The sequence below is a fragment of the Bathymodiolus japonicus methanotrophic gill symbiont genome, assembly GCF_019721995.1.
Taxonomy (GTDB): Bacteria; Pseudomonadota; Gammaproteobacteria; order Methylococcales; family Methylomonadaceae; genus Methyloprofundus.
The window spans coordinates 78,176-95,412 of record NZ_BLYC01000015.1 but is presented as its reverse complement, the minus strand read 5'-3'; the positions used below and the strand labels follow the sequence as shown (position 1 = coordinate 95,412).

At 43.4% G+C, this 17,237-nt stretch carries 24 protein-coding genes; 23 read left to right on the top strand and 1 reads right to left on the bottom strand.

Going from position 1 to position 17,237, the window contains the following annotated elements:
* The first annotated feature begins 87 nt into the window (after positions 1 to 87).
* The 3 genes from K6984_RS18160 to K6984_RS18150 are packed head-to-tail and all read left to right on the top strand — an operon-like array spanning position 88 to position 1,377.
* Positions 88 to 246, top strand: a complete 159-nt coding sequence (locus tag K6984_RS18160) for a hypothetical protein (protein WP_221893723.1) — start codon at positions 88 to 90, stop codon at positions 244 to 246.
* 39 nt (positions 247 to 285) lie between these two features.
* Entirely contained in the window at positions 286 to 480 is a 195-nt protein-coding gene (locus tag K6984_RS18155) for a helix-turn-helix domain-containing protein (RefSeq protein ID WP_221895542.1), read from the top strand.
* A gap of 24 nt (positions 481 to 504) precedes the next feature.
* Positions 505 to 1,377, top strand: a complete 873-nt coding sequence (locus K6984_RS18150; RefSeq protein ID WP_221895925.1) for a transposase — start codon at positions 505 to 507, stop codon at positions 1,375 to 1,377.
* A 24-nt stretch (positions 1,378 to 1,401) separates the two neighbouring features.
* On the opposite strand, the gene K6984_RS18145 is transcribed toward K6984_RS18150, so the two are convergent.
* Positions 1,402 to 1,578: a hypothetical protein gene (locus K6984_RS18145; RefSeq protein ID WP_221896801.1), complete on the bottom strand. Its 177-nt coding sequence runs from the start codon at positions 1,576 to 1,578 to the stop codon at positions 1,402 to 1,404.
* A gap of 12 nt (positions 1,579 to 1,590) precedes the next feature.
* On the opposite strand from K6984_RS18145, the gene K6984_RS18140 reads away from it, so the two are divergent.
* The 20 genes from K6984_RS18140 to K6984_RS18065 all read left to right on the top strand — a co-directional run bounded on the left by K6984_RS18140 (position 1,591) and on the right by K6984_RS18065 (position 16,703).
* On the top strand, positions 1,591 to 1,728 hold the full coding sequence (locus K6984_RS18140) for a hypothetical protein (protein WP_221896800.1): 138 nt from the start codon (positions 1,591 to 1,593) through the stop codon (positions 1,726 to 1,728).
* A gap of 136 nt (positions 1,729 to 1,864) precedes the next feature.
* Positions 1,865 to 1,993: a hypothetical protein gene (locus K6984_RS34130; protein WP_263458642.1), complete on the top strand. Its 129-nt coding sequence runs from the start codon at positions 1,865 to 1,867 to the stop codon at positions 1,991 to 1,993.
* A gap of 27 nt (positions 1,994 to 2,020) precedes the next feature.
* Positions 2,021 to 2,173 (top strand): hypothetical protein, encoded by a 153-nt coding sequence (locus tag K6984_RS18135; protein ID WP_221896799.1) that lies wholly within the window; start codon positions 2,021 to 2,023, stop codon positions 2,171 to 2,173.
* 11 nt (positions 2,174 to 2,184) lie between these two features.
* Positions 2,185 to 2,778, top strand: a complete 594-nt coding sequence (locus K6984_RS18130; protein WP_221896798.1) for a UPF0149 family protein — start codon at positions 2,185 to 2,187, stop codon at positions 2,776 to 2,778.
* Between the two features lie 10 nt (positions 2,779 to 2,788).
* Positions 2,789 to 4,093, top strand: a complete 1,305-nt coding sequence (locus tag K6984_RS18125) for an aminopeptidase P N-terminal domain-containing protein (protein WP_221896797.1) — start codon at positions 2,789 to 2,791, stop codon at positions 4,091 to 4,093.
* Positions 4,094 to 4,343: 250 nt separating this feature from the next.
* Positions 4,344 to 4,466 (top strand): hypothetical protein, encoded by a 123-nt coding sequence (locus K6984_RS34125; protein WP_263458798.1) that lies wholly within the window; start codon positions 4,344 to 4,346, stop codon positions 4,464 to 4,466.
* Entirely contained in the window at positions 4,415 to 4,543 is a 129-nt protein-coding gene (locus K6984_RS34120; RefSeq protein WP_263458596.1) for a hypothetical protein, read from the top strand. The genes K6984_RS34125 and K6984_RS34120 overlap by 52 nt, the downstream gene beginning before the upstream one ends.
* Before the next feature lie 27 nt (positions 4,544 to 4,570).
* Positions 4,571 to 4,711, top strand: a complete 141-nt coding sequence (locus K6984_RS18120; protein ID WP_221896796.1) for a hypothetical protein — start codon at positions 4,571 to 4,573, stop codon at positions 4,709 to 4,711.
* A complete protein-coding gene (locus tag K6984_RS18115) occupies positions 4,693 to 5,169 on the top strand; it encodes a hypothetical protein (RefSeq protein WP_221896795.1) in 477 nt (158 codons plus the stop codon). The genes K6984_RS18120 and K6984_RS18115 overlap by 19 nt, the downstream gene beginning before the upstream one ends.
* 465 nt (positions 5,170 to 5,634) lie before the next feature.
* Positions 5,635 to 6,300 (top strand): hypothetical protein, encoded by a 666-nt coding sequence (locus tag K6984_RS31320; protein WP_230988117.1) that lies wholly within the window; start codon positions 5,635 to 5,637, stop codon positions 6,298 to 6,300.
* 25 nt (positions 6,301 to 6,325) lie between these two features.
* The gene (locus K6984_RS31315; RefSeq protein ID WP_230988162.1) at positions 6,326 to 7,042 is read left to right on the top strand and encodes a hypothetical protein; all 717 of its coding nucleotides are present in this window, start codon (positions 6,326 to 6,328) and stop codon (positions 7,040 to 7,042) included.
* Positions 7,043 to 7,089: 47 nt separating this feature from the next.
* Complete coding sequence (locus K6984_RS18105) at positions 7,090 to 7,527, top strand: transposase (protein ID WP_338024550.1); 438 nt, start codon at positions 7,090 to 7,092, stop codon at positions 7,525 to 7,527.
* Between the two features lie 111 nt (positions 7,528 to 7,638).
* Positions 7,639 to 8,853, top strand: coding sequence for a 2-octaprenyl-6-methoxyphenyl hydroxylase (gene ubiH, locus K6984_RS18100; RefSeq protein WP_221896793.1), 1,215 nt, complete (start codon positions 7,639 to 7,641; stop codon positions 8,851 to 8,853).
* Positions 8,850 to 10,067, top strand: coding sequence for a UbiH/UbiF/VisC/COQ6 family ubiquinone biosynthesis hydroxylase (locus tag K6984_RS18095; protein ID WP_221896792.1), 1,218 nt, complete (start codon positions 8,850 to 8,852; stop codon positions 10,065 to 10,067). The genes ubiH and K6984_RS18095 overlap by 4 nt, the downstream gene beginning before the upstream one ends.
* Before the next feature lie 103 nt (positions 10,068 to 10,170).
* Positions 10,171 to 10,737, top strand: coding sequence for a YqgE/AlgH family protein (locus K6984_RS18090; RefSeq protein ID WP_221896791.1), 567 nt, complete (start codon positions 10,171 to 10,173; stop codon positions 10,735 to 10,737).
* The gene (gene ruvX, locus K6984_RS18085) at positions 10,730 to 11,179 is read left to right on the top strand and encodes a Holliday junction resolvase RuvX (RefSeq protein WP_221896790.1); all 450 of its coding nucleotides are present in this window, start codon (positions 10,730 to 10,732) and stop codon (positions 11,177 to 11,179) included. Before K6984_RS18090 ends, ruvX begins: the two co-directional genes overlap by 8 nt.
* Positions 11,179 to 11,688, top strand: coding sequence for a bifunctional pyr operon transcriptional regulator/uracil phosphoribosyltransferase PyrR (gene pyrR, locus K6984_RS18080; protein WP_221896805.1), 510 nt, complete (start codon positions 11,179 to 11,181; stop codon positions 11,686 to 11,688). Before ruvX ends, pyrR begins: the two co-directional genes overlap by 1 nt.
* Before the next feature lie 8 nt (positions 11,689 to 11,696).
* The gene (locus tag K6984_RS18075) at positions 11,697 to 12,671 is read left to right on the top strand and encodes an aspartate carbamoyltransferase catalytic subunit (RefSeq protein WP_221896789.1); all 975 of its coding nucleotides are present in this window, start codon (positions 11,697 to 11,699) and stop codon (positions 12,669 to 12,671) included.
* On the top strand, positions 12,671 to 13,945 hold the full coding sequence (locus K6984_RS18070; protein ID WP_338024547.1) for a dihydroorotase: 1,275 nt from the start codon (positions 12,671 to 12,673) through the stop codon (positions 13,943 to 13,945). Before K6984_RS18075 ends, K6984_RS18070 begins: the two co-directional genes overlap by 1 nt.
* Before the next feature lie 124 nt (positions 13,946 to 14,069).
* Positions 14,070 to 16,703 (top strand): UPF0182 family protein, encoded by a 2,634-nt coding sequence (locus K6984_RS18065; RefSeq protein WP_221896788.1) that lies wholly within the window; start codon positions 14,070 to 14,072, stop codon positions 16,701 to 16,703.
* Positions 16,704 to 17,237: the final 534 nt, after the last annotated feature.

Here is a 17,237-nt window from a genome sequence, read left to right as displayed (position 1 = left end):
CAGAAAATTAATTTCCGAACAAACAAAAACGACAGAGGGGAAACTGGCTTATAATTTTCGTCCCAACACTAACGGAAACAGTCAAAAATGGTATCCCTCACTTTTTCAAAGTCAATTGTAGACCGACTAAAAAAAAATATGGCGACAGCTCTCAAGCTAAGTAATATTTGTTTATATCGATTAACTCAAGCTCTACTCTGGTTCAGTGAATGCATGGGAATCAAAGAAATAGCACGCCTAATGTGAGTCTGTGAAAAAACCATTATAAATTGGCTGAAAACATTCATGCATAAAGGTGTCGGTTGGTTAATAGGGCAACACTATCAAGGACGTGGTCGGAAGTCAAAGTTAACTAAAGACCAGAAAAATAAATTGGTTGAGTTGATAAAGAAAGGCCCAGAAGACAATGGATTTCATTGTGGAATATGGAATACTGCGATGATTGCCGAGCTTATTTGGTTAAAACTTGAAGTTCGTTAAAACTTGAACTATTTATCAAGCCTAATGAAAAAACTGGGCTTCAGTTATCAAAAAGCTCGTTTTGTGACTGATCGCCAAGAAGAAGAAAAGTACGAGCTTGAAAGAAAAACGTGGCTGGAAGAAACATTGCCTGCCATTATGGAAAAGGCGGTAGAAGAAAAGAGTGTCGTTTTATTCGGTGATGAGGTGTCATTTGCTATGTGGGGTTCATTGGCACGAACCTGGGCTCCAATAGGAGAGCAACCCACAGTGAAAACATCAGGGATTCGAAAAGGGTTGAAAATGTTTGGTACGATCGAACTCGAAGGAGGGAGTTTTCAATACCGAGAATCATTGGCTTATGAGATAAAACCAAAGTCACTTAGACTTTTAAAAGAAGCTGGGCTGCCTCAAGAATTTTTAGCTATTCTTAAAAGCTTAAAAAATGAGAAATATCCAACACAGAAGCTTTTTATGGAAGCGATATATTCTATTGCCGACAACGTCTTAATCGAGAGTTATAAGCCAATGATATTACAACACGCTGAAACATCTGGGCGTTTTAATGGTGAAAGCTATGTTGAGTTTTTAACACAATTGCTGGCTTATTATAAAGGCAAGATTATTCTAATTGAAGATGGTGCCCCGTATCATGGAAGCGGTGTTATTAAGGAATTTAAGTTAGCTAATGTAGATCGTTTGACAGTAGAACGTCTCCCTGCGTTCTCGCCGGATTTTAATCCGATTGAGAAATTATGGAAAAATACGAAACGCGATTCGACTCATATGAAGTATTTTAAGACTTTTGAAGATCTTCATGATTCAGTTGTGCAAACTTTTAACACTTATATGCATGATGCCAGTAAAGTGATTTGTGTTATGCAAAAATTGCGGGAAGATTTCGTTGTTACCGCCTAAGTTTAAGCGCTCCAAATTTGGAAATTATTTATCTGAGAAACTATATATGAAAAAAACAGTCTTTTCATTCGCTGTCAGCCCCGGACGGGCTGATAGTCTCCAGAAGGCGCAGGGAAATTTGCCAATCCGAAGTGCGCGATAGCGCGCGAGGGAGGCTAAAATTTTATCCCGAATAGCCGTAGAGCCATTTGTGGTAGCCATGACTGAGCTGCCTTGTGCTCAGTCTGTGGCGGACGCAGGGCGGCTGGAGCATCTCCTATTCGCTGCGTAGGTGAACGAATTACGGCGACAGGAGTCCCGGAATTTCGTGAGGTAGCATGGCGCGCCTGCGTTTCAAATGCTATTGCCTAAGGGGAATTAAGTAGGGGTTTGCTATAAACATGGCAAAACCACCTAAAATAAACCTCGATACACCAGCATTGTGTATTTCAGCTACTCAATAATTGGGAAACTTCAGTACACTTTAGTGTTCGGGGAGTCGCTATTTTTGCGAAAGCTTGTTTTGGGCATCCCAGCCCAAGCAAGCAGCAAAAACTTAACGCGACCACTTATGCCTCCGGCGGCCCCGATTCGTCCTCGTCACCTCGTACCGACCCAACAAGGGTTCGGAACATAGGCTCCAAATGACTTGACGCCGTGTCGGATGGCCTTTTATTTTGTCTCCACCTTCGCTAACGCTCAGACTCCGACAAAACAACGGCCCTACGGCTATCGCGGACTAAAAATCTTCACTTCGCTAAAGCTCCGTTTCCCTGATTTTCAGCGAAAGTTTTCTCAACGATGTATGCTAGCATAAGTACCCAAAATTTGATTGCTAGTATTGCACTAGATCCAGGTATAAAAACACAACTAAAATTTCAAAATGCAATGAGCTACTCTGACCTAAATTCAATTATTTTACAAAAAGATGCTGCTGACAGCGCCGCCGAAGTGCATGGTATCGCAGTTGCTATGTTATGTCTGAATAAAGCTGCTGAAGCAAGTGACTGGATAAATGAAGCTTTTTCCGAAGGTTCGGGCTTGCCACAAGATGATAAACTGGAAATGATACATTTATTTGAGCAAACAAAAGAGCTAATGGACAGCGATGAATTTGTGTTTGATTTATTTCTACCCGATGAAGATGAAATGCTACCCCTGCGCTGCGCTGCGCTGATGCAATGGTGCCAGGGATTTTTGTTTGGTATGGGGCGGGTACAGACCTCTAGCGAATGGCCTGGCGATGTAGATGAAGTTCTCAAGGATATTATTGAATTCACCAAACTGGATGCTGAGATAGATGAAGAGCATGCAGAAGAAGCAGAAAATGACCTGATAGAGATTCAGGAATATTTACGTGCAGCGGTGATGTTAATTCGCAGTGAATTAAATCCCGCAAGAGAAAATAGCACTGTGTATTAGAGGCGTAATTATGATATCAAGTGATTTGAGGCAGCGCCGTCAGCAATTGATGGCAGAAATAGGACAGGGAAATATCGCCATTATTCCCAGTGCCACCGTACGCACACGTAACCGCGATGTTGATTATCCGTTTCGTCAGGATAGTGATTTCTACTATTTAACCGGATTTAATGAGGCTGATGCGCTGGCTGTTTTTATACCAGGGCGTCAGCAAGGTGAGTACATTTTATTCTGCCAGGAATTTGATGAAAAAAAGGCCTTGTGGGAAGGTGCGCATGCAGGTCTGGAGGGCGCAATTAATGATCATGGCGCAGATGATTCGTTTCCAATTGATGATTTAAATGATATTTTGCCCGGCTTGCTAGAAAACAAAAATAAGGTTTTTTACCCGATGGGGCGAGATTCTGACTTAGATCATAATCTAATGGAATGGATCACTCATATTCGCAGCCAGACACGTAGTGGTATTAACGCGCCTGGAGAGCTGGTATCTTTAGAGCATACTCTGCATGAAATGCGGCTGATTAAAAGCCCGACCGAAATTAAGCTAATGCAACACGCCATTGATGTTTCAGCCAAAGGACATATACGTGCGATGCAGCGCTGTCGGGCGGGGCGTTATGAATATCAGATTGAAGGGGAGATGATTCATGAATTTATAGATAATGGTCTACGTGCCGTGGCCTATCCGTCTATCGTTGCAGGCGGTGATAATGCCTGTGTACTGCATTACACCGAAAACAAAGCCGTGTTAAAAGATGGTGATCTGCTGTTGATTGATGCCGGCGTCGAATGCGATCATTATGCTGCTGATATTACCCGTACGTTTCCGGTAAGCGGTGTTTTTTCAAGCGAGCAAAAATTACTTTACCAGCTGGTACTTGATGCTCAATTAGCCGCCATGCAAGAAATCAAGGTAAATGCCCCCTGGAATAAAGCACATGAAGCCTCAGTCCAGGTATTAACCAAAGGCCTGGTTGAACTGGGTTTGTTACGCGGTGATGTAGACACTTTAATTGAAGATGAAAGCTATAAGTTATTTTATATGCACCGCATCGGGCACTGGCTGGGTATGGACGTACATGATGTCGGTGATTACAAGATCAATGATGAGTGGCGCGTACTGGAAGCGGGCATGACACTAACCATAGAGCCAGGACTTTATATACCGGAAGATTGTGACTCTGTAGATGAGAAATGGCGAGGCATCGGTATTCGCATAGAAGATGACGTACTGGTTACCGAGCAAGGTTATCAGGTACTGAGTCATGCAATACCCAAGACCATCGCCGAGATTGAAGCCATTATGCAGTAAGGAAGTTACTATAATTCTCATCAGTGTTCCCATTGAAAGAAGAAGCATCTAAACAAAGCAGTCTATAACCTACCTGAAGGTAGCACCACTCGAATATTTCCATATTTTTGATTTTAATCACTTATAACAGCAAATAGACACTCTGTAGGCACCGTAAAAAACAACAAACAATTTCAAATAAAGCTTGCATTTGCCGAAAAAGGTTTTCTAAAAATTTCCGTTTTAATCACCTCATAAACGGATATCACCCATGCTTAAAGACCTACCACTCTCTGAACATATTCACCAACACTGCAATGAAAGTTCGGGGAGTCGCTATTTTTGCGAAAGCTTGTTTTGGGCATCCCAGCCCAAGCAAGCAGCAAAAACTTAACGCGACCACTTATGCCTCCGGCGGCCCCGATTCGTCCTCGTCACCTCGTCCCGACCCAACAAGGGGTCGGAACATAGGCTCCAAATGACTTGACGCCGTGTCGGATGGCCTTTTATTTTGTCTCCACCTTCGCTAACGCTCAGACTCCGAAAAAACAACGGCCCTACGGCTATCGCGGACTAAAAATCTTCACTTCGCTAAAGCTCCGTTTCCAGGATTTTCAGCGATGGAACGTGCCCTGTTAGCAGAGCGTCATCCTTTGTGGTCTCGTTCATGCCCAGAGTTGAAGGATATCGACTTTATTCGCCTTGGGTTATTACGCTGTATCAGTGTAGTCGATAGTGGTAGCCATTTCCTCCAAACCAATGAACAGATTTATGGCCAGCTGCTTCCCCACTCAACGTATTTTAAATCACTGAAGTCGCATAGACGAACAAGTATGCTTGAGGCATTTGAACAGCAGAGCTATCATCTTCACGCTGAAACACTGCTATCGCAAGGCATTGATTATCTTAAAGCATTCCCGGAACTTGACGAATACACCATAGAAGCAGCGGATGGACATTTTATTGATCATGCCTGCCATACTGAAAAAAACAGCAAGGGGAAAGTTTATGCGGCCGGGGGGATTTACGCGTTGAATCTCAGAAGTGGGTTGCTCATATTTCTTTGTCTGGTGGGATCGGCAGAAACGACATGCTAATTACATGATTTCAATGCTAAAAGAAAAGTAACTACTCAGCGTGTTTTTTAACTTTAAAATCAAATGGATATATTTTAATTTAACCTGACTTTAGTCATTTTCACCTTTAAAAAGGGGTGAAAATTGGACTAAAATTCAGAGAGATACATTAATTATTATTTTAAATCAATCTGTTATGAGTTTAAATTACGCTGAGTAGTTACAAAGAAAATTCAATTGCGACTCTGGTTGAGCCTATCCCTTTTGACTCCCGCCATGAGATCAATACAGGGGTTGAAGCATACAGTGTGTACGAAAACAAGGGCATCAAATTTAACGTGGTGGATTACCGTGATCCAGAAACCGGAAAACTTCACCGGTTTGTGACAACCTTGCCAATGACTATTACTCGATGTTCAAGTTTTTGATATTGAGAAGGTAAAATCAGGTATTCTGAGGTTGTTGTAATTTTATCGGTGTAAGCCCATGTTAATGAATGCCCCAGCCACCTTTATCCAAAGCTATATTGACGATTTAAATGATGCGCTCAATCAGCTAAAACCCGGAGCCGCTTTGACACGGATTCAAGCGGCTTGGTTGGGCACTTGTTTAACGGGCATACTGCTAATGAACTCTGTTTGCTGGGCTAAGTTTGAGCGAGCAAGCCTTGGAGATTGCAAAGTAGCCGCATTATCCTGGGTGTTTCGTAAAGCAAGTATACCCTGGGACTGGTTGCTACGGGAGAGTGTGGTCTTAATTTTAAAACGTTATGGCATTACTGAAGGTGTGTTGGCCTTTGATGAATCAGACCGAGCACGATCTAAGTCTACAAAACGTATTTATAAGGGTTACAAGCAGAAACACAAAGGCTCCGGCGGGTATGTTAATGGACAAACGATAGTATTATTGCTGCTAGTTACCTCATCCATTACAGTGCCTGTCGGTTTTTTCTTTTATATGCCGGATCCAGCCTTAAAACAGTGGGATAAAGAAGATAAACGGTTGAAAAAGAGCGGTATAGCAAAAAAATATCGGCCTATTAAGCCTGAACGTGACAGTGCCTACCCGACCAAAACAGAGATTGCATTAGGCTTATTAAAAGAGTTTAAAGTTGCGCATAGCCTGATTAAAATTAAAGGCGTACTGGCTTGATGCGCTGTATGGTGAAAAAGCCTTTATGGACGAAGCAGCTAAAGAATCTGGAGGCTCGCAGGTGATTAGCCAATTACGTAAAAACCAAAATATTGAATATAGAGGTAGAATAAGGTCAGTCGAGAGCTACTTTAATTCGATTAACAAAGGCATTGATCAGATAATACGTGTACGTGGCGGCAAAGAGATTAAAGTGACTGTCAGCAGTGCACGATTGAAGGTGAGTTCTCACAGTAAAAAACGCTTTGTCATTGCCTTAAAATATGACGGTGAAAACGACTATCGCTATTTAGTGGCGACAGACCTGACTTGGCGCACACAAGATATTATTCAAGCCTATACGTTGAGATGGCTGATTGAGGTTTCCTTTGAGGACTGGAAGCTTTATGAAGGATGGGGGCGTGAGGCCAAACAATTAGATGAAGAGGGATCAAACCGTGGCCTGATTCTGAGTCTTTTGTTTGACCATTGCCTTCTCCTTCACCCAGAGCAAATAGCCCGCATTGAAAGCAAACTACCTGCGTATACCGTAGGAAGCTTACAGCGCAAGTCTCAAATGGATGTACTGCTTGAGTTCATCACGTCATTGCTAGAGTTTCCAGATCCTGGTGATAAGCTGAAAGAGTTAGGTGAATTAATAAAGGATGTGTTTCAACTGATGCCATCAGGAAAACATATGATTGGCAGAGATTTAGGGCGCTTAGAGCCAACACCATCATTAAAGTATTGTTCTGCTGGGTGAAGGTAAGCGTTTGATGGCAATGGGATGGAAAAACTTGAACATCGAGTATTAACCCTGGAACCATTGTCATGCTGTATTTCAAGCGATGGACGATTGAAAAGACATTCAATAACACTAAAAGTAATTTCAAGGAAACTAAAGCTTGGTATTCCAATACCCGCTCACTTGAAAATCAAATGCGCCTGACTGCAATGAGCTATAATTTAATGCGCGTGTTTGAAGAGATTTCAAAAACACAACAGCCAGAATTGATTCATCCATCGGATAAAAAATATAGCGAGGCTCTGGAGATAAGGCAGCAACAGGCTCAAAAACGAGATCGTTTTGTGAATCCATTATTTTTCCAGGCAAGAATATCTCGTATCAGCTCGTATACCATTCGGGCAGTTCAAAACGCAATAATAACAGGAATGTCTTTACAGTGCTTTATGAGCTCTCTTGTGGCGAGGTTAGTTTCACGGCCTCAATTGATAGGGGAACACTGATGATAATTCTAGAATAATCGCAGTTAATAACTAAGTAGTCCAGCTGCTATTTTGTCCTCCGGATTGCAGGACCAAATAACGGCTGGGCAAGCAACAACAGAGAATTAAAACATGCAGCAGGATTATGATGTATTAATTGTAGGCGGTGGTCTGGCAGGAAACTGTCTGGCATTGGCATTAAAGGGTAGTGGTCTAAAAATTGCCATTGTTGAAGCTAATACCCGCGAACAATTACATAACTCCCCCGCCGGAGACCGTGCTTTAGCACTCGCCAGTGGCACGGTACAAATGTTACAGGCCTTAGGCATCTGGGCTCAAGCCAAGGCAGTTGCCACACCTATCAAAACCATCCATGTTTCCGATCAGGGGCACTTTGGAAAAACCCGCTTGTCAGCAAAAAAAGAAGGTGTGGCGGCATTAGGCTATGTGATCACTGCGCGGGATTCAGAAGATGTTGTTGCAGAACTAGTCGCACAAACTGATATTCAGCTGATAAGCCCGGCACGCGTGATAGGCATTGCCTCTGACCAGAGCCATGCGCATATTAGCTTAAAGCAGCAAGAGTCTTCGCTAAGTATTTCAGCTAGATTAGTAGTCGGTGCTGATGGCGGCCAATCGACAATTAGAAAACTGCTTGAGATAGACCAGCACGTTACCGACTATCAACAGGCAGCGATTGTCACCACCATTAAAACAGAAATAGCTCATGATAATGTTGCCTATGAGCGCTTTACCAGCTCAGGGCCGCTAGCACTCTTACCCTTTAAACAAGATTATGCGGTTGTCTGGACGCGCACTAAAGAAGACGCCGAGCAACTGCTACTTGACAGTGAAGAGGATTTTTTAGCCAGCTTGCACGCCTGTTTTGGCTATAAGCTGGGCCGCTTTAGCTTAGCGGCTCCCAGGCGCTCTTTTCCGCTTAGCCTGGTACGCGCAAACAGTATGCATTCGGGACGCGTGGTTATTATCGGTAATGCCGTGCACCAATTGCACCCTGTTGCTGGACAGGGGTTTAACCTAGGCTTGCGCGATGTAGTGCAGCTGGCAGAAATGCTCTTAAATGCTGCACAACAGGGCGATGATATAGGCGCAGAGGAATTATTGGCTGATTACGCCCGGCAAAGACAAAAAGACCATGATACCGTGGTTAACTTTACTGACTCCATTGTCAAGCTATTTTCAAATCAGTGGCTATCACTGGCAGCCGCTAGAAATACCGGGCTAGCCATGCTGGACATTATACCGGGCGCAAAAAAACAGCTGGCGCGATATGCCATGGGCTTAAATGTACGTATGCCGTATATAGGCACGCGGAGACGAGTATGAATACTAACTATGCGGTGATTACCGTAGGCGGTGGCATAGTCGGCGCAACTGCCGCCTGTGCGGTGGCGCAAGCAGGCATTAAAACGGCCCTGATTGATACACGTAACCCGCTAAGAGAGTGGCCTGAAGAACCTGTTGATATCCGTGTGTCAGCATTAACCAGGGCATCACAAAACATATTACAGGCAGTAGGTGCATGGCCTGCAATCGAGCGGCGCGGCATTGGGCCATATAACCATATGCATGTCTGGGATGCTGACAGCGCGGGTATGCTGGACTTTGATGCCGCCGATACTGAATTTGCAGAATTAGGCCATTTAGTAGAAAACCGCGTGATCGTTGCCAGCTTGTGGGATCGACTGGAAGCACTGACAGATGCCAGTATTATCTGCCCTGCTAAGGTAGCTGATATACAGCTGGATAGCACGCTTGCCAAAGTTGTTCTGTATGACGGGCAAATACTCGAAGCGGATGTGCTGATTGCCGCAGATGGGCGTGACTCGGCTTTACGCCAGATGGCCGATATTCAAACTACCGGCTGGGAATATAATCAAGATGGGCTAGTCGCAACCATCAGCACAGAAAAGCACCATCAATTTACCGCCTGGCAGCGTTTTTTACCCGAAGGCCCGCTGGCATTTTTACCCTTAAAAAATGGCCAGTGCTCAATTGTCTGGACGCTCAGCCATCAAACAGCGCAAGAGTATCTGAGCTTATCCGATGAGGAATTTTTGCAGCGCCTAACGCAGGCCTCCGATGGTATCCTAGGGGAAATGCTGGATGCCGGCCTTCGTGGTGCATTTCCCTTACGCTTTCAATACGCAAACCAGTATAGCGCCGAGCACTTTGTGTTAATCGGCGATGCTGCACATGCCATGCACCCCTTAGCAGGCCAAGGGGCAAATGCAGGCTTGCTGGATGCTGCCGCCATAGCCGAATTAATTATTAAAGCAGATCAGGCTGGCAGGCCTATAGGCAGTCACAAGCTATTGCGTCAATACGAACGCTGGCGCAAAGGTGATAATCTGGCGATGATGAGCAGTATGGATGTAATTAATAAAATGTACACTAATCAGCATGAGGGGTTCCGCCAGCTACGCGGCACCGGTATGAGCTGGATTAATCATAGTCACTGGTTAAGAAATTACTTTAACCGTTATGCGATGGGTTTAAGAGGTGACTTGCCTGATCTGGCATCTACTAAAGCCGTGTAATGTGATCATATTTCAGGCATTACAAGGTTATTCTTTCATCCATGCCACTACGCGATATAATTAAACATTCGATGCTTTTAGCAAGCAATAACCAAGAGTTTTTATGCAAGAATTAAATTCCTTTAAAAATCAATTGCTGATTGCAATGCCCAACCTGAAAGACCCAAATTTCTTTCATGGGGTCACTTTTGTCTGTCAGCATAACAGCGAAGGTGCATTAGGACTAGTAATTAATCACCCGATGGAAATGACACTGGGGGATATTTTAGAGCAAATGGATATGGAGGCAATAGACGCTAAAATTGCAGAAATTCCAATTTTCTCTGGCGGACCGGTACAGCAAGAGCGCGGTTTTGTATTGCATCACACTTCCGAGCAGGACTGGGAGTCAAGTATTGCAGTATCGGATACCCTGTCCCTAACCACTTCACGGGATATCTTAAAAGCAATCGCTAAAGGGCAAGGCCCTAAAAAATTCCTGATTACCCTGGGATATGCTGGCTGGGGAGTTGATCAGCTCGAAACAGAAATGAAAAGCAATGCCTGGTTGAGCACCCAGTACGATGAAAGTGTCGTATTTGATACCCCTATCAGCAAGCGCTGGAGCGCCGCAGCAAACAAAATGGGGCTGGATATAAACTTATTAAGCAGTCAGACAGGACATGCCTAAACCGGATCCTGTGCTGGCAAATTTAAGTTCAGACAGTTATTTAGGCTTTGATTTTGGTAATAAAAAAATTGGCATGGCAGTAGGGCAGTTAACCACAAAAACAGCCAGCCCATTAGAAACTGTGCGATCTTTAAACCAGGTTCCCAACTGGGAAAAAATCAACCAGCTCATTAAAGAATGGCAGCCTCAGGGACTAGTCGTCGGAGTATCACGACAAATGGATGGCAGCGATAATCCTATTACGCCCAGAATGTTAAAGTTCTGCCGGCAATTAAACGGACGCTTTAATCTGCCGGTATTTCAAATGGATGAAGCCCTGTCGACATTTGAGGCCAAGCAGATGCTATATGATGATATTCAAGTGAATGCAAGTAAGCTATGGGCAGTACAGGATCAGCTCGCAGCCCAGTTAATTCTTCAGTCCTGGTTAAATCAACAATAATGACAATTGAACATATAGAGATTCCGGTGTTACTTAATCAACTCGAATCATCAATTTTTGAAGTGATGGAGCAAAGAAAAGTCCACAACCCCATCTTTATAGGCATCCACACTGGTGGCGTGTGGGTGGCCGAAAAACTACATCGCTGGCTTAAAATTGAAGAACCGCTAGCCTTGCTGGATATCTCCTTTTACCGCGATGATTTTTCGCAAATCGGGGTTAATCCTAAAGTAAAACAAAGTAAGGTGCCTTTAACGCTTGAGGGGCGCGATATTATTTTAATCGATGATGTTTTTTATACTGGGCGTACTATACGCGCGGCACTGAATGAAATTTTCGATTACGGACGGCCTAGACAAGTGATTCTTGGAGTATTAATCGAGCGTAATGGCAGGGAAGTACCTATACGCCCTGATTGTATTGGCGCAGAGATCAACCTGGCTAAGGGTCAGCGCATAAAACTAACTGGACCAGAGCCGCTGGATGTTGATATTCAGTCAGTTCCTTAGGAGGGGACATGTTTGTTGATAAGGATTTACAACTAAATTCACTAGGCAAATTAAAACATTTCCTGAGCATTCAAGGCCAGGAGCAGAGCTTATTAACTGAAATTCTCAATACCGCTGAGTCATTTGCAGATATTTCTGCCCAGCAGGTTAAGAAATTTCCTTTGCTGCGTGGCAAGACCATTGTTAATTTGTTCTTTGAAAATAGTACCCGTACTCTTGCGACTTTTGAGCTTGCTGCAACCCGGCTGTCTGCTGATGTGCTAAGTATGAATATTGCAACCTCTGCAACATCCAAAGGGGAAAGTCTGCTAGACACTATCCGCAATCTGGAAGCGATGCAGGTGGATATGTTTGTGGTACGTCATTCTTTAAGTGGCGCGGCCCACTTTATCGCCCAGCATACAGCGCCCCATATCAGCGTCATCAATGCTGGCGATGGTCAGCATGAACATCCCACCCAAGCGATGCTGGATATGTTTACTATTCGGCGTGCGAAGCAGCAATTTTCAGGACTGCGTATCGCCATAGTCGGAGATATATTGCACTCGCGAGTGGCCAGGTCGCAGGTACATGCTTTGAATATTCTCGGTGCAGAAGAAGTCAGGGTGATTGCACCTAAGACATTATTGCCAGTCGAAGTCGAAAGCCTGGGCGTTTCTGTTTACCATGACCTAACAGCGGGGCTGAAGAATGTTGATGTTATAATCATGCTACGCTTACAAAAAGAACGTATGAATAGCGCGCTACTGCCTAGTGAAAGCGAGTATTTCAAGTGTTTCGGCCTATCTGATGAGAAATTAAAAATCGCCAACAAAGATGCAATTGTTATGCATCCGGGACCGATTAACCGGGGAGTGGAGATTTCTTCAAGTGTTGCCGATGGTCCCCAGTCAGTTATTTTACAGCAAGTAACTAATGGCATAGCCGTACGTATGGCTATTATGTCTATGGCGATGCAGAGTAATAATGCGAGGGCTGAATAATGCGTATTGCAATTTTTAATGGGCATATTATTGACCCTGCCAACAAGCTTGATGAGCTTGCGGGACTGTATATTGAAGACGGCAAGATTGTTGCCATAGGCGATGCGCCCGCCGGGTTTGAGCCACAGACCCTGATTGATGCTCAAGGAAAAATAGTGTGCCCCGGCTTTATCGACTTAAGCACTCGCCTGCGTGAGCCTGGCCAGACACATAAGGCCACCATACAATCAGAGACGCACGCTGCTGCCAGTGCCGGTTTTACCTGCCTGTGTATCCCGCCAGATACCAGACCGGTGATTGATACGCCGGAAGTGCTGGAGCTGATTAAAGATAAAGCTGAGCAATGTGCCTATAAGCATATTTACCCTATTGCTGCATTAACCCAAAAACTTGCTGGCAAAGAATTGAGTTGCATGTATGCACTAAAGCAGGCTGGCTGTATTGCAGTAGGACATGCACAAGCAGCTATCCAGGACTTACTGGTACTACGTAGGGCAATGGAATATGCGGCAACGCATGACTTATTATTAATGTACTGCCCTCAGGAGTCAGCCTTGAGTAATCAGGGATGTGCGCATGAGGGGGCGATGGCGAGTCGCTATGGCTTATCCGGCATTCCTGTCGCCGCTGAAACGATTGCTCTTATGCAGTGTATCGAGCTTATTGAGCAAACCGGTTGCCGGGTGCATTTTCGCGGCTTAAGCAGTGGCCGTGCAGTGTCATTAATTGCTAAGGCAAAGCAATCCGGACTAGCTGTTACGGCTGATGTTGGTATGCATCATTTACATTTATGCGATACCGATATGCGCCCCTTTGATAGCCACTATCATGTATTGCCACCATTACGCAGTCAGCAGGATAAAGAGGCTTTGCTTGCTGGCGTGCAAGATGGCATTATCGATGCTATTTGCAGCGATCATCAGCCACACGATGTCGATGCAAAATTAGGCGCATTCCCGGAAACCGAACCCGGCATGGCGACGATCGAGGCTGTTTTGCCCTTAATGCTACGTCTGGTGGAGCAGGGAAATCTGGATCTTGTACAGGGAATTGCAAGTTTGTCCGAATTCCCGGCAAAGATTTTAGCTATAAATGCAGGCCATTTAGCAATAGGCGGCATCGCCGATGTGTGTATTTTTGATGCACATGAAAAATGGCAAATTAATCAGCAAACCTGGCAGAGTCGAGGGCAAAACACACCGTTTTGGCAGGACGCCATGCTAGGCAGAGTGTGCTTTACAATTCAGGCGGGAAAAGTTATTTACTCACAATGAAGGGGGGGGCTTTTATTAAAACTTCCTTTTGCTCAATGTGATTTTTATTCTTGGAAAAACTGCTGATATGGCTTTGCTATAAATAAGTCAATTAACACTTAAATTACTTAACTAAGAGGCTTTCATGCGGAACTGGAAATTGTTACCCGTTCTAATAGGGCTGACAGTCATTGCTGTCATAGCCTATATCCTGTTTTATTTTATCTTTCTCGACTTCTTTGTCGACTTATGGTGGTTTCGCTCGCTTAATTTTGAAGGCTATTTCTGGTTAAGATTGCTCTACCGCTTTATATTCCTGGGTGGTGTAACACTGATTTTTTTCAGCATTTTCTTTTTCCATTTCTGGATTGCTTCTCGTTACCTGGGGCTGAACCCACCGGATGAAATACTGGTCAGCGCTGATAAACGTCAGCGCTTTCAAACCTTTGCTGATATGTTTATGTATGGATCCGTAAAGATCTATACCCCCTTGTCTTTAATACTTGCCATTGTCATTGCCAGTCCTTTTTACATGCAGTGGGAAGCCGCTTTATTATATTTCTTTGGTAGCTCATCAGGTATATTGGACCCAGTTTATGGACAGGATATCAGTTTTTACCTGTTTTCATATCCATTGTATATGCTTATTCAGCAAGAGCTATTATACTCATCGATTATCCTATTTTTTTTAGTGACTGCACTTTACTGGTTAGAACATGTTTTTGTACCTAACCAGAATAAAGAATATCCATTCGGCGCTAAAGTACATTTAACGCTCCTTTTAGGCTTTGCCATACTATTTGTGATTTGGGGCTTATTTCTGGATCGCTTCTCATTGCTATATGTGGACTCGCATGAGCCGGTGTTTTTTGGACCCGGGTTTGTTGAGCTGCGTTATGACTTACCGTTGATCTGGTTGAGTATTATTTCGATACTGGCTTTATTTGTCTCTGCAGCTATTTATATTTTTTCCCTACACCATCGTTCGGCCATACCCATTTATATAGCCTTAGGTGGCGTATTAGTCGCGCTGGGCTTGCAAAATGTATCTTTTATTCCCAGCCTGATAAATTCTTTTATAGTGCGCCCTAATCCAGTGTTAACCGAGGGCCAGTTTATGGAGAATAATATTAAGGCAACGCTGGATGCGTTTAACCTGAATAAGATTAATATTATTGATTATAAAGTTCATTTAGATGCCACTAAGGATATCGAATCCTGGGGAACTAAAAAGCACTTTGAAAATATTCCGGTATGGGAGCGCGAGTATTTAATTGATGGCTATAGACAATTACAAGGCATCCGCCCTTATTACACGTTTAATAGTGTGGATGAAGACCGTTACTTTTTAAATAATCATACCCAGCAAGTCAATTTATCTGCACGAGAATTAAATACAGATAAATTACCCAGTGAAGCAAAGAACTGGGAAAATATGCATTTACGTTATACACATGGTTATGGTGCAGTGATAACACCAGCAGCACAGGATGCCGGAAAACCCATTACCTGGTACTTGCGTGACTTGAATATGACTTCAAGTGTCGGTTTTTCTGTAAAAATACCTGATATTTATTATGGTCAGGAAAAATATACTTATGCCATTGTGCCGAACGAACTGGATGTGCTGGGTATGTCAGACTCATCGCAAGACGTTAATGGCATTTATAAAGGTGGCGCGGGCATACCCTTTACCTCGTTCTTTAGAAAATTGCTTTTTGCGGTTTATTTTGGCGATGAAAAAATATTTTTTTCCACCAATATTTCTACTGAGAGCACGCTGTTAATAAGAAGAAATATTGTTGATAGAATAAAATCACTAACACCTTTTTTACATCTGGACAATGACCCTTATCTAGTCGTTACCAAGGGTCGGTTTTTCTGGATTCAGGATGCTTATACCCTGTCTGACAAGTATCCGGCTGCTAAATTAGCCAGTGATAAGTTTTTATCCGGTAAACAGAACTTTAACTATATCCGTAATTCAGTAAAAATTGTTATCGATACCTATGATGGTTCGACTACCTATTATATTGCTGATGAAAAAGACCCTATTATTAATGCATACCGTGTTGCTTATCCGGGTGTGTTTCATCATCTGGATAAAATGCCTGCGGAGTTACGCAAACATTTACGCTACCCACGCGAGCTGTATTATATGCAAATGATGGTCTATGCCAAATATCATCAAATACAGCCAGGGCTGTTTTATGAACAGGCCGAAACCTGGCAGTTTGCCAAGGTGAATAAAAAACTGATTATGCCATACTACCAGACGATGGATTTCGGTCATTGTAAGGATAGAGAAGAATTTGTCATGATTAATCCCATGACACCTATCAATCGTAGCAATTTGAGCATGATTGGGCTGGCTGGAACTTTAGATAACCAAAGCTGTAAGGAAGGCAGTTATGACCCGCATATAACTATCTATAAATTTGGCAAGGATATACAAGTCAACGGGCCTGCTCAGGTGGAGGCCTTAATCGATCAAAGTCCTGAGATCTCTGAGCAATTCACCTTATGGGATCAACATGGCTCTAATGTAGCAAAGGGGCGCATGGTTATTTTGCCGATGGGTAAAAATTCTGTGCTGTATGTGCAGCCTATTTATATGATTTCGACTAAGACCAAGATACCTGAGTTAACACGTGTAATTGTTTCAATTGGTAATGAGGTGGTCATGGACACGACATTATGGTCGGCCTTTAAAAAGCTCAAAGCGAAGTTTATCGAAGGTGCTAAAGATGCGAAAGGCAGCGGAACATCAGCAGAATAAAGGCCAGGGTCAATAGTTGCATGAGGGAGCTGGAAATACATATTGGGCAGAATTTTTGTTCGTATTCAAGGCGTAGTAATAAACGCATAGTAGGCTACGTTACTGTTACTACAACGCAGAAGACGGATAAAAAGGCTAGCAGTTTTAGATGATGTGTGTTTCTATCTCCCTAAGTTTCGCTGTATAAAAATCACTTCACTTACGAACTAATAACCAACCGTATGCAAGAACTTATTGGAAATTATTAACGTGTTTGTGCGGCCGTTATGATTTTCTTTTACCATGAAGCTAATGAAGGTTCGTTTTTTTCCTTCATTAGCTTCATGGTAATAGTAATCGTTGTCCGGTCTGCAGCAATCAACGGTTTTTTGTTTATACTCGATGTTCAAGTTTTTGATATTGAGAAGGTAAAATCAGGTATTCTGAGGTTGTTGTAATTTTATCGGTGTAAGCCCATGTTAATGAATGCCCCAGCCACCGCTGAAAATCAGGGAAACGGAGCCTAAGCGAAGTGATGATTTTTAGTCCGCGATA

What these genes read in the sequence shown, in the direction of transcription:
- K6984_RS18075 (WP_221896789.1), top strand. Translation starts at nt 11,697, where the DNA reads ATGTTTGTTGATAAGGATTTACAACTAAATTCACTAGGCAAATTAAAA.
- pyrR (WP_221896805.1), top strand. Translation starts at nt 11,179, where the DNA reads ATGACAATTGAACATATAGAGATTCCGGTGTTACTTAATCAACTCGAA.
- K6984_RS34125 (WP_263458798.1), top strand. Translation starts at nt 4,344, where the DNA reads ATGCTTAAAGACCTACCACTCTCTGAACATATTCACCAACACTGCAAT.
- ruvX (WP_221896790.1), top strand. Translation starts at nt 10,730, where the DNA reads ATGCCTAAACCGGATCCTGTGCTGGCAAATTTAAGTTCAGACAGTTAT.
- K6984_RS18150 (WP_221895925.1), top strand. Translation starts at nt 505, where the DNA reads ATGAAAAAACTGGGCTTCAGTTATCAAAAAGCTCGTTTTGTGACTGAT.
- K6984_RS18070 (WP_338024547.1), top strand. Translation starts at nt 12,671, where the DNA reads ATGCGTATTGCAATTTTTAATGGGCATATTATTGACCCTGCCAACAAG.
- K6984_RS18090 (WP_221896791.1), top strand. Translation starts at nt 10,171, where the DNA reads ATGCAAGAATTAAATTCCTTTAAAAATCAATTGCTGATTGCAATGCCC.
- K6984_RS18160 (WP_221893723.1), top strand. Translation starts at nt 88, where the DNA reads ATGGTATCCCTCACTTTTTCAAAGTCAATTGTAGACCGACTAAAAAAA.
- K6984_RS18065 (WP_221896788.1), top strand. Translation starts at nt 14,070, where the DNA reads ATGCGGAACTGGAAATTGTTACCCGTTCTAATAGGGCTGACAGTCATT.
- ubiH (WP_221896793.1), top strand. Translation starts at nt 7,639, where the DNA reads ATGCAGCAGGATTATGATGTATTAATTGTAGGCGGTGGTCTGGCAGGA.
- K6984_RS18095 (WP_221896792.1), top strand. Translation starts at nt 8,850, where the DNA reads ATGAATACTAACTATGCGGTGATTACCGTAGGCGGTGGCATAGTCGGC.
- K6984_RS31320 (WP_230988117.1), top strand. Translation starts at nt 5,635, where the DNA reads ATGTTAATGAATGCCCCAGCCACCTTTATCCAAAGCTATATTGACGAT.
- K6984_RS18120 (WP_221896796.1), top strand. Translation starts at nt 4,571, where the DNA reads ATGGCCTTTTATTTTGTCTCCACCTTCGCTAACGCTCAGACTCCGAAA.
- K6984_RS31315 (WP_230988162.1), top strand. Translation starts at nt 6,326, where the DNA reads ATGGACGAAGCAGCTAAAGAATCTGGAGGCTCGCAGGTGATTAGCCAA.
- K6984_RS18115 (WP_221896795.1), top strand. Translation starts at nt 4,693, where the DNA reads ATGGAACGTGCCCTGTTAGCAGAGCGTCATCCTTTGTGGTCTCGTTCA.
- K6984_RS18155 (WP_221895542.1), top strand. Translation starts at nt 286, where the DNA reads ATGCATAAAGGTGTCGGTTGGTTAATAGGGCAACACTATCAAGGACGT.
- K6984_RS18135 (WP_221896799.1), top strand. Translation starts at nt 2,021, where the DNA reads ATGGCCTTTTATTTTGTCTCCACCTTCGCTAACGCTCAGACTCCGACA.
- K6984_RS18125 (WP_221896797.1), top strand. Translation starts at nt 2,789, where the DNA reads ATGATATCAAGTGATTTGAGGCAGCGCCGTCAGCAATTGATGGCAGAA.
- K6984_RS18145 (WP_221896801.1), bottom strand. Translation starts at nt 1,578, where the DNA reads ATGGCTACCACAAATGGCTCTACGGCTATTCGGGATAAAATTTTAGCC.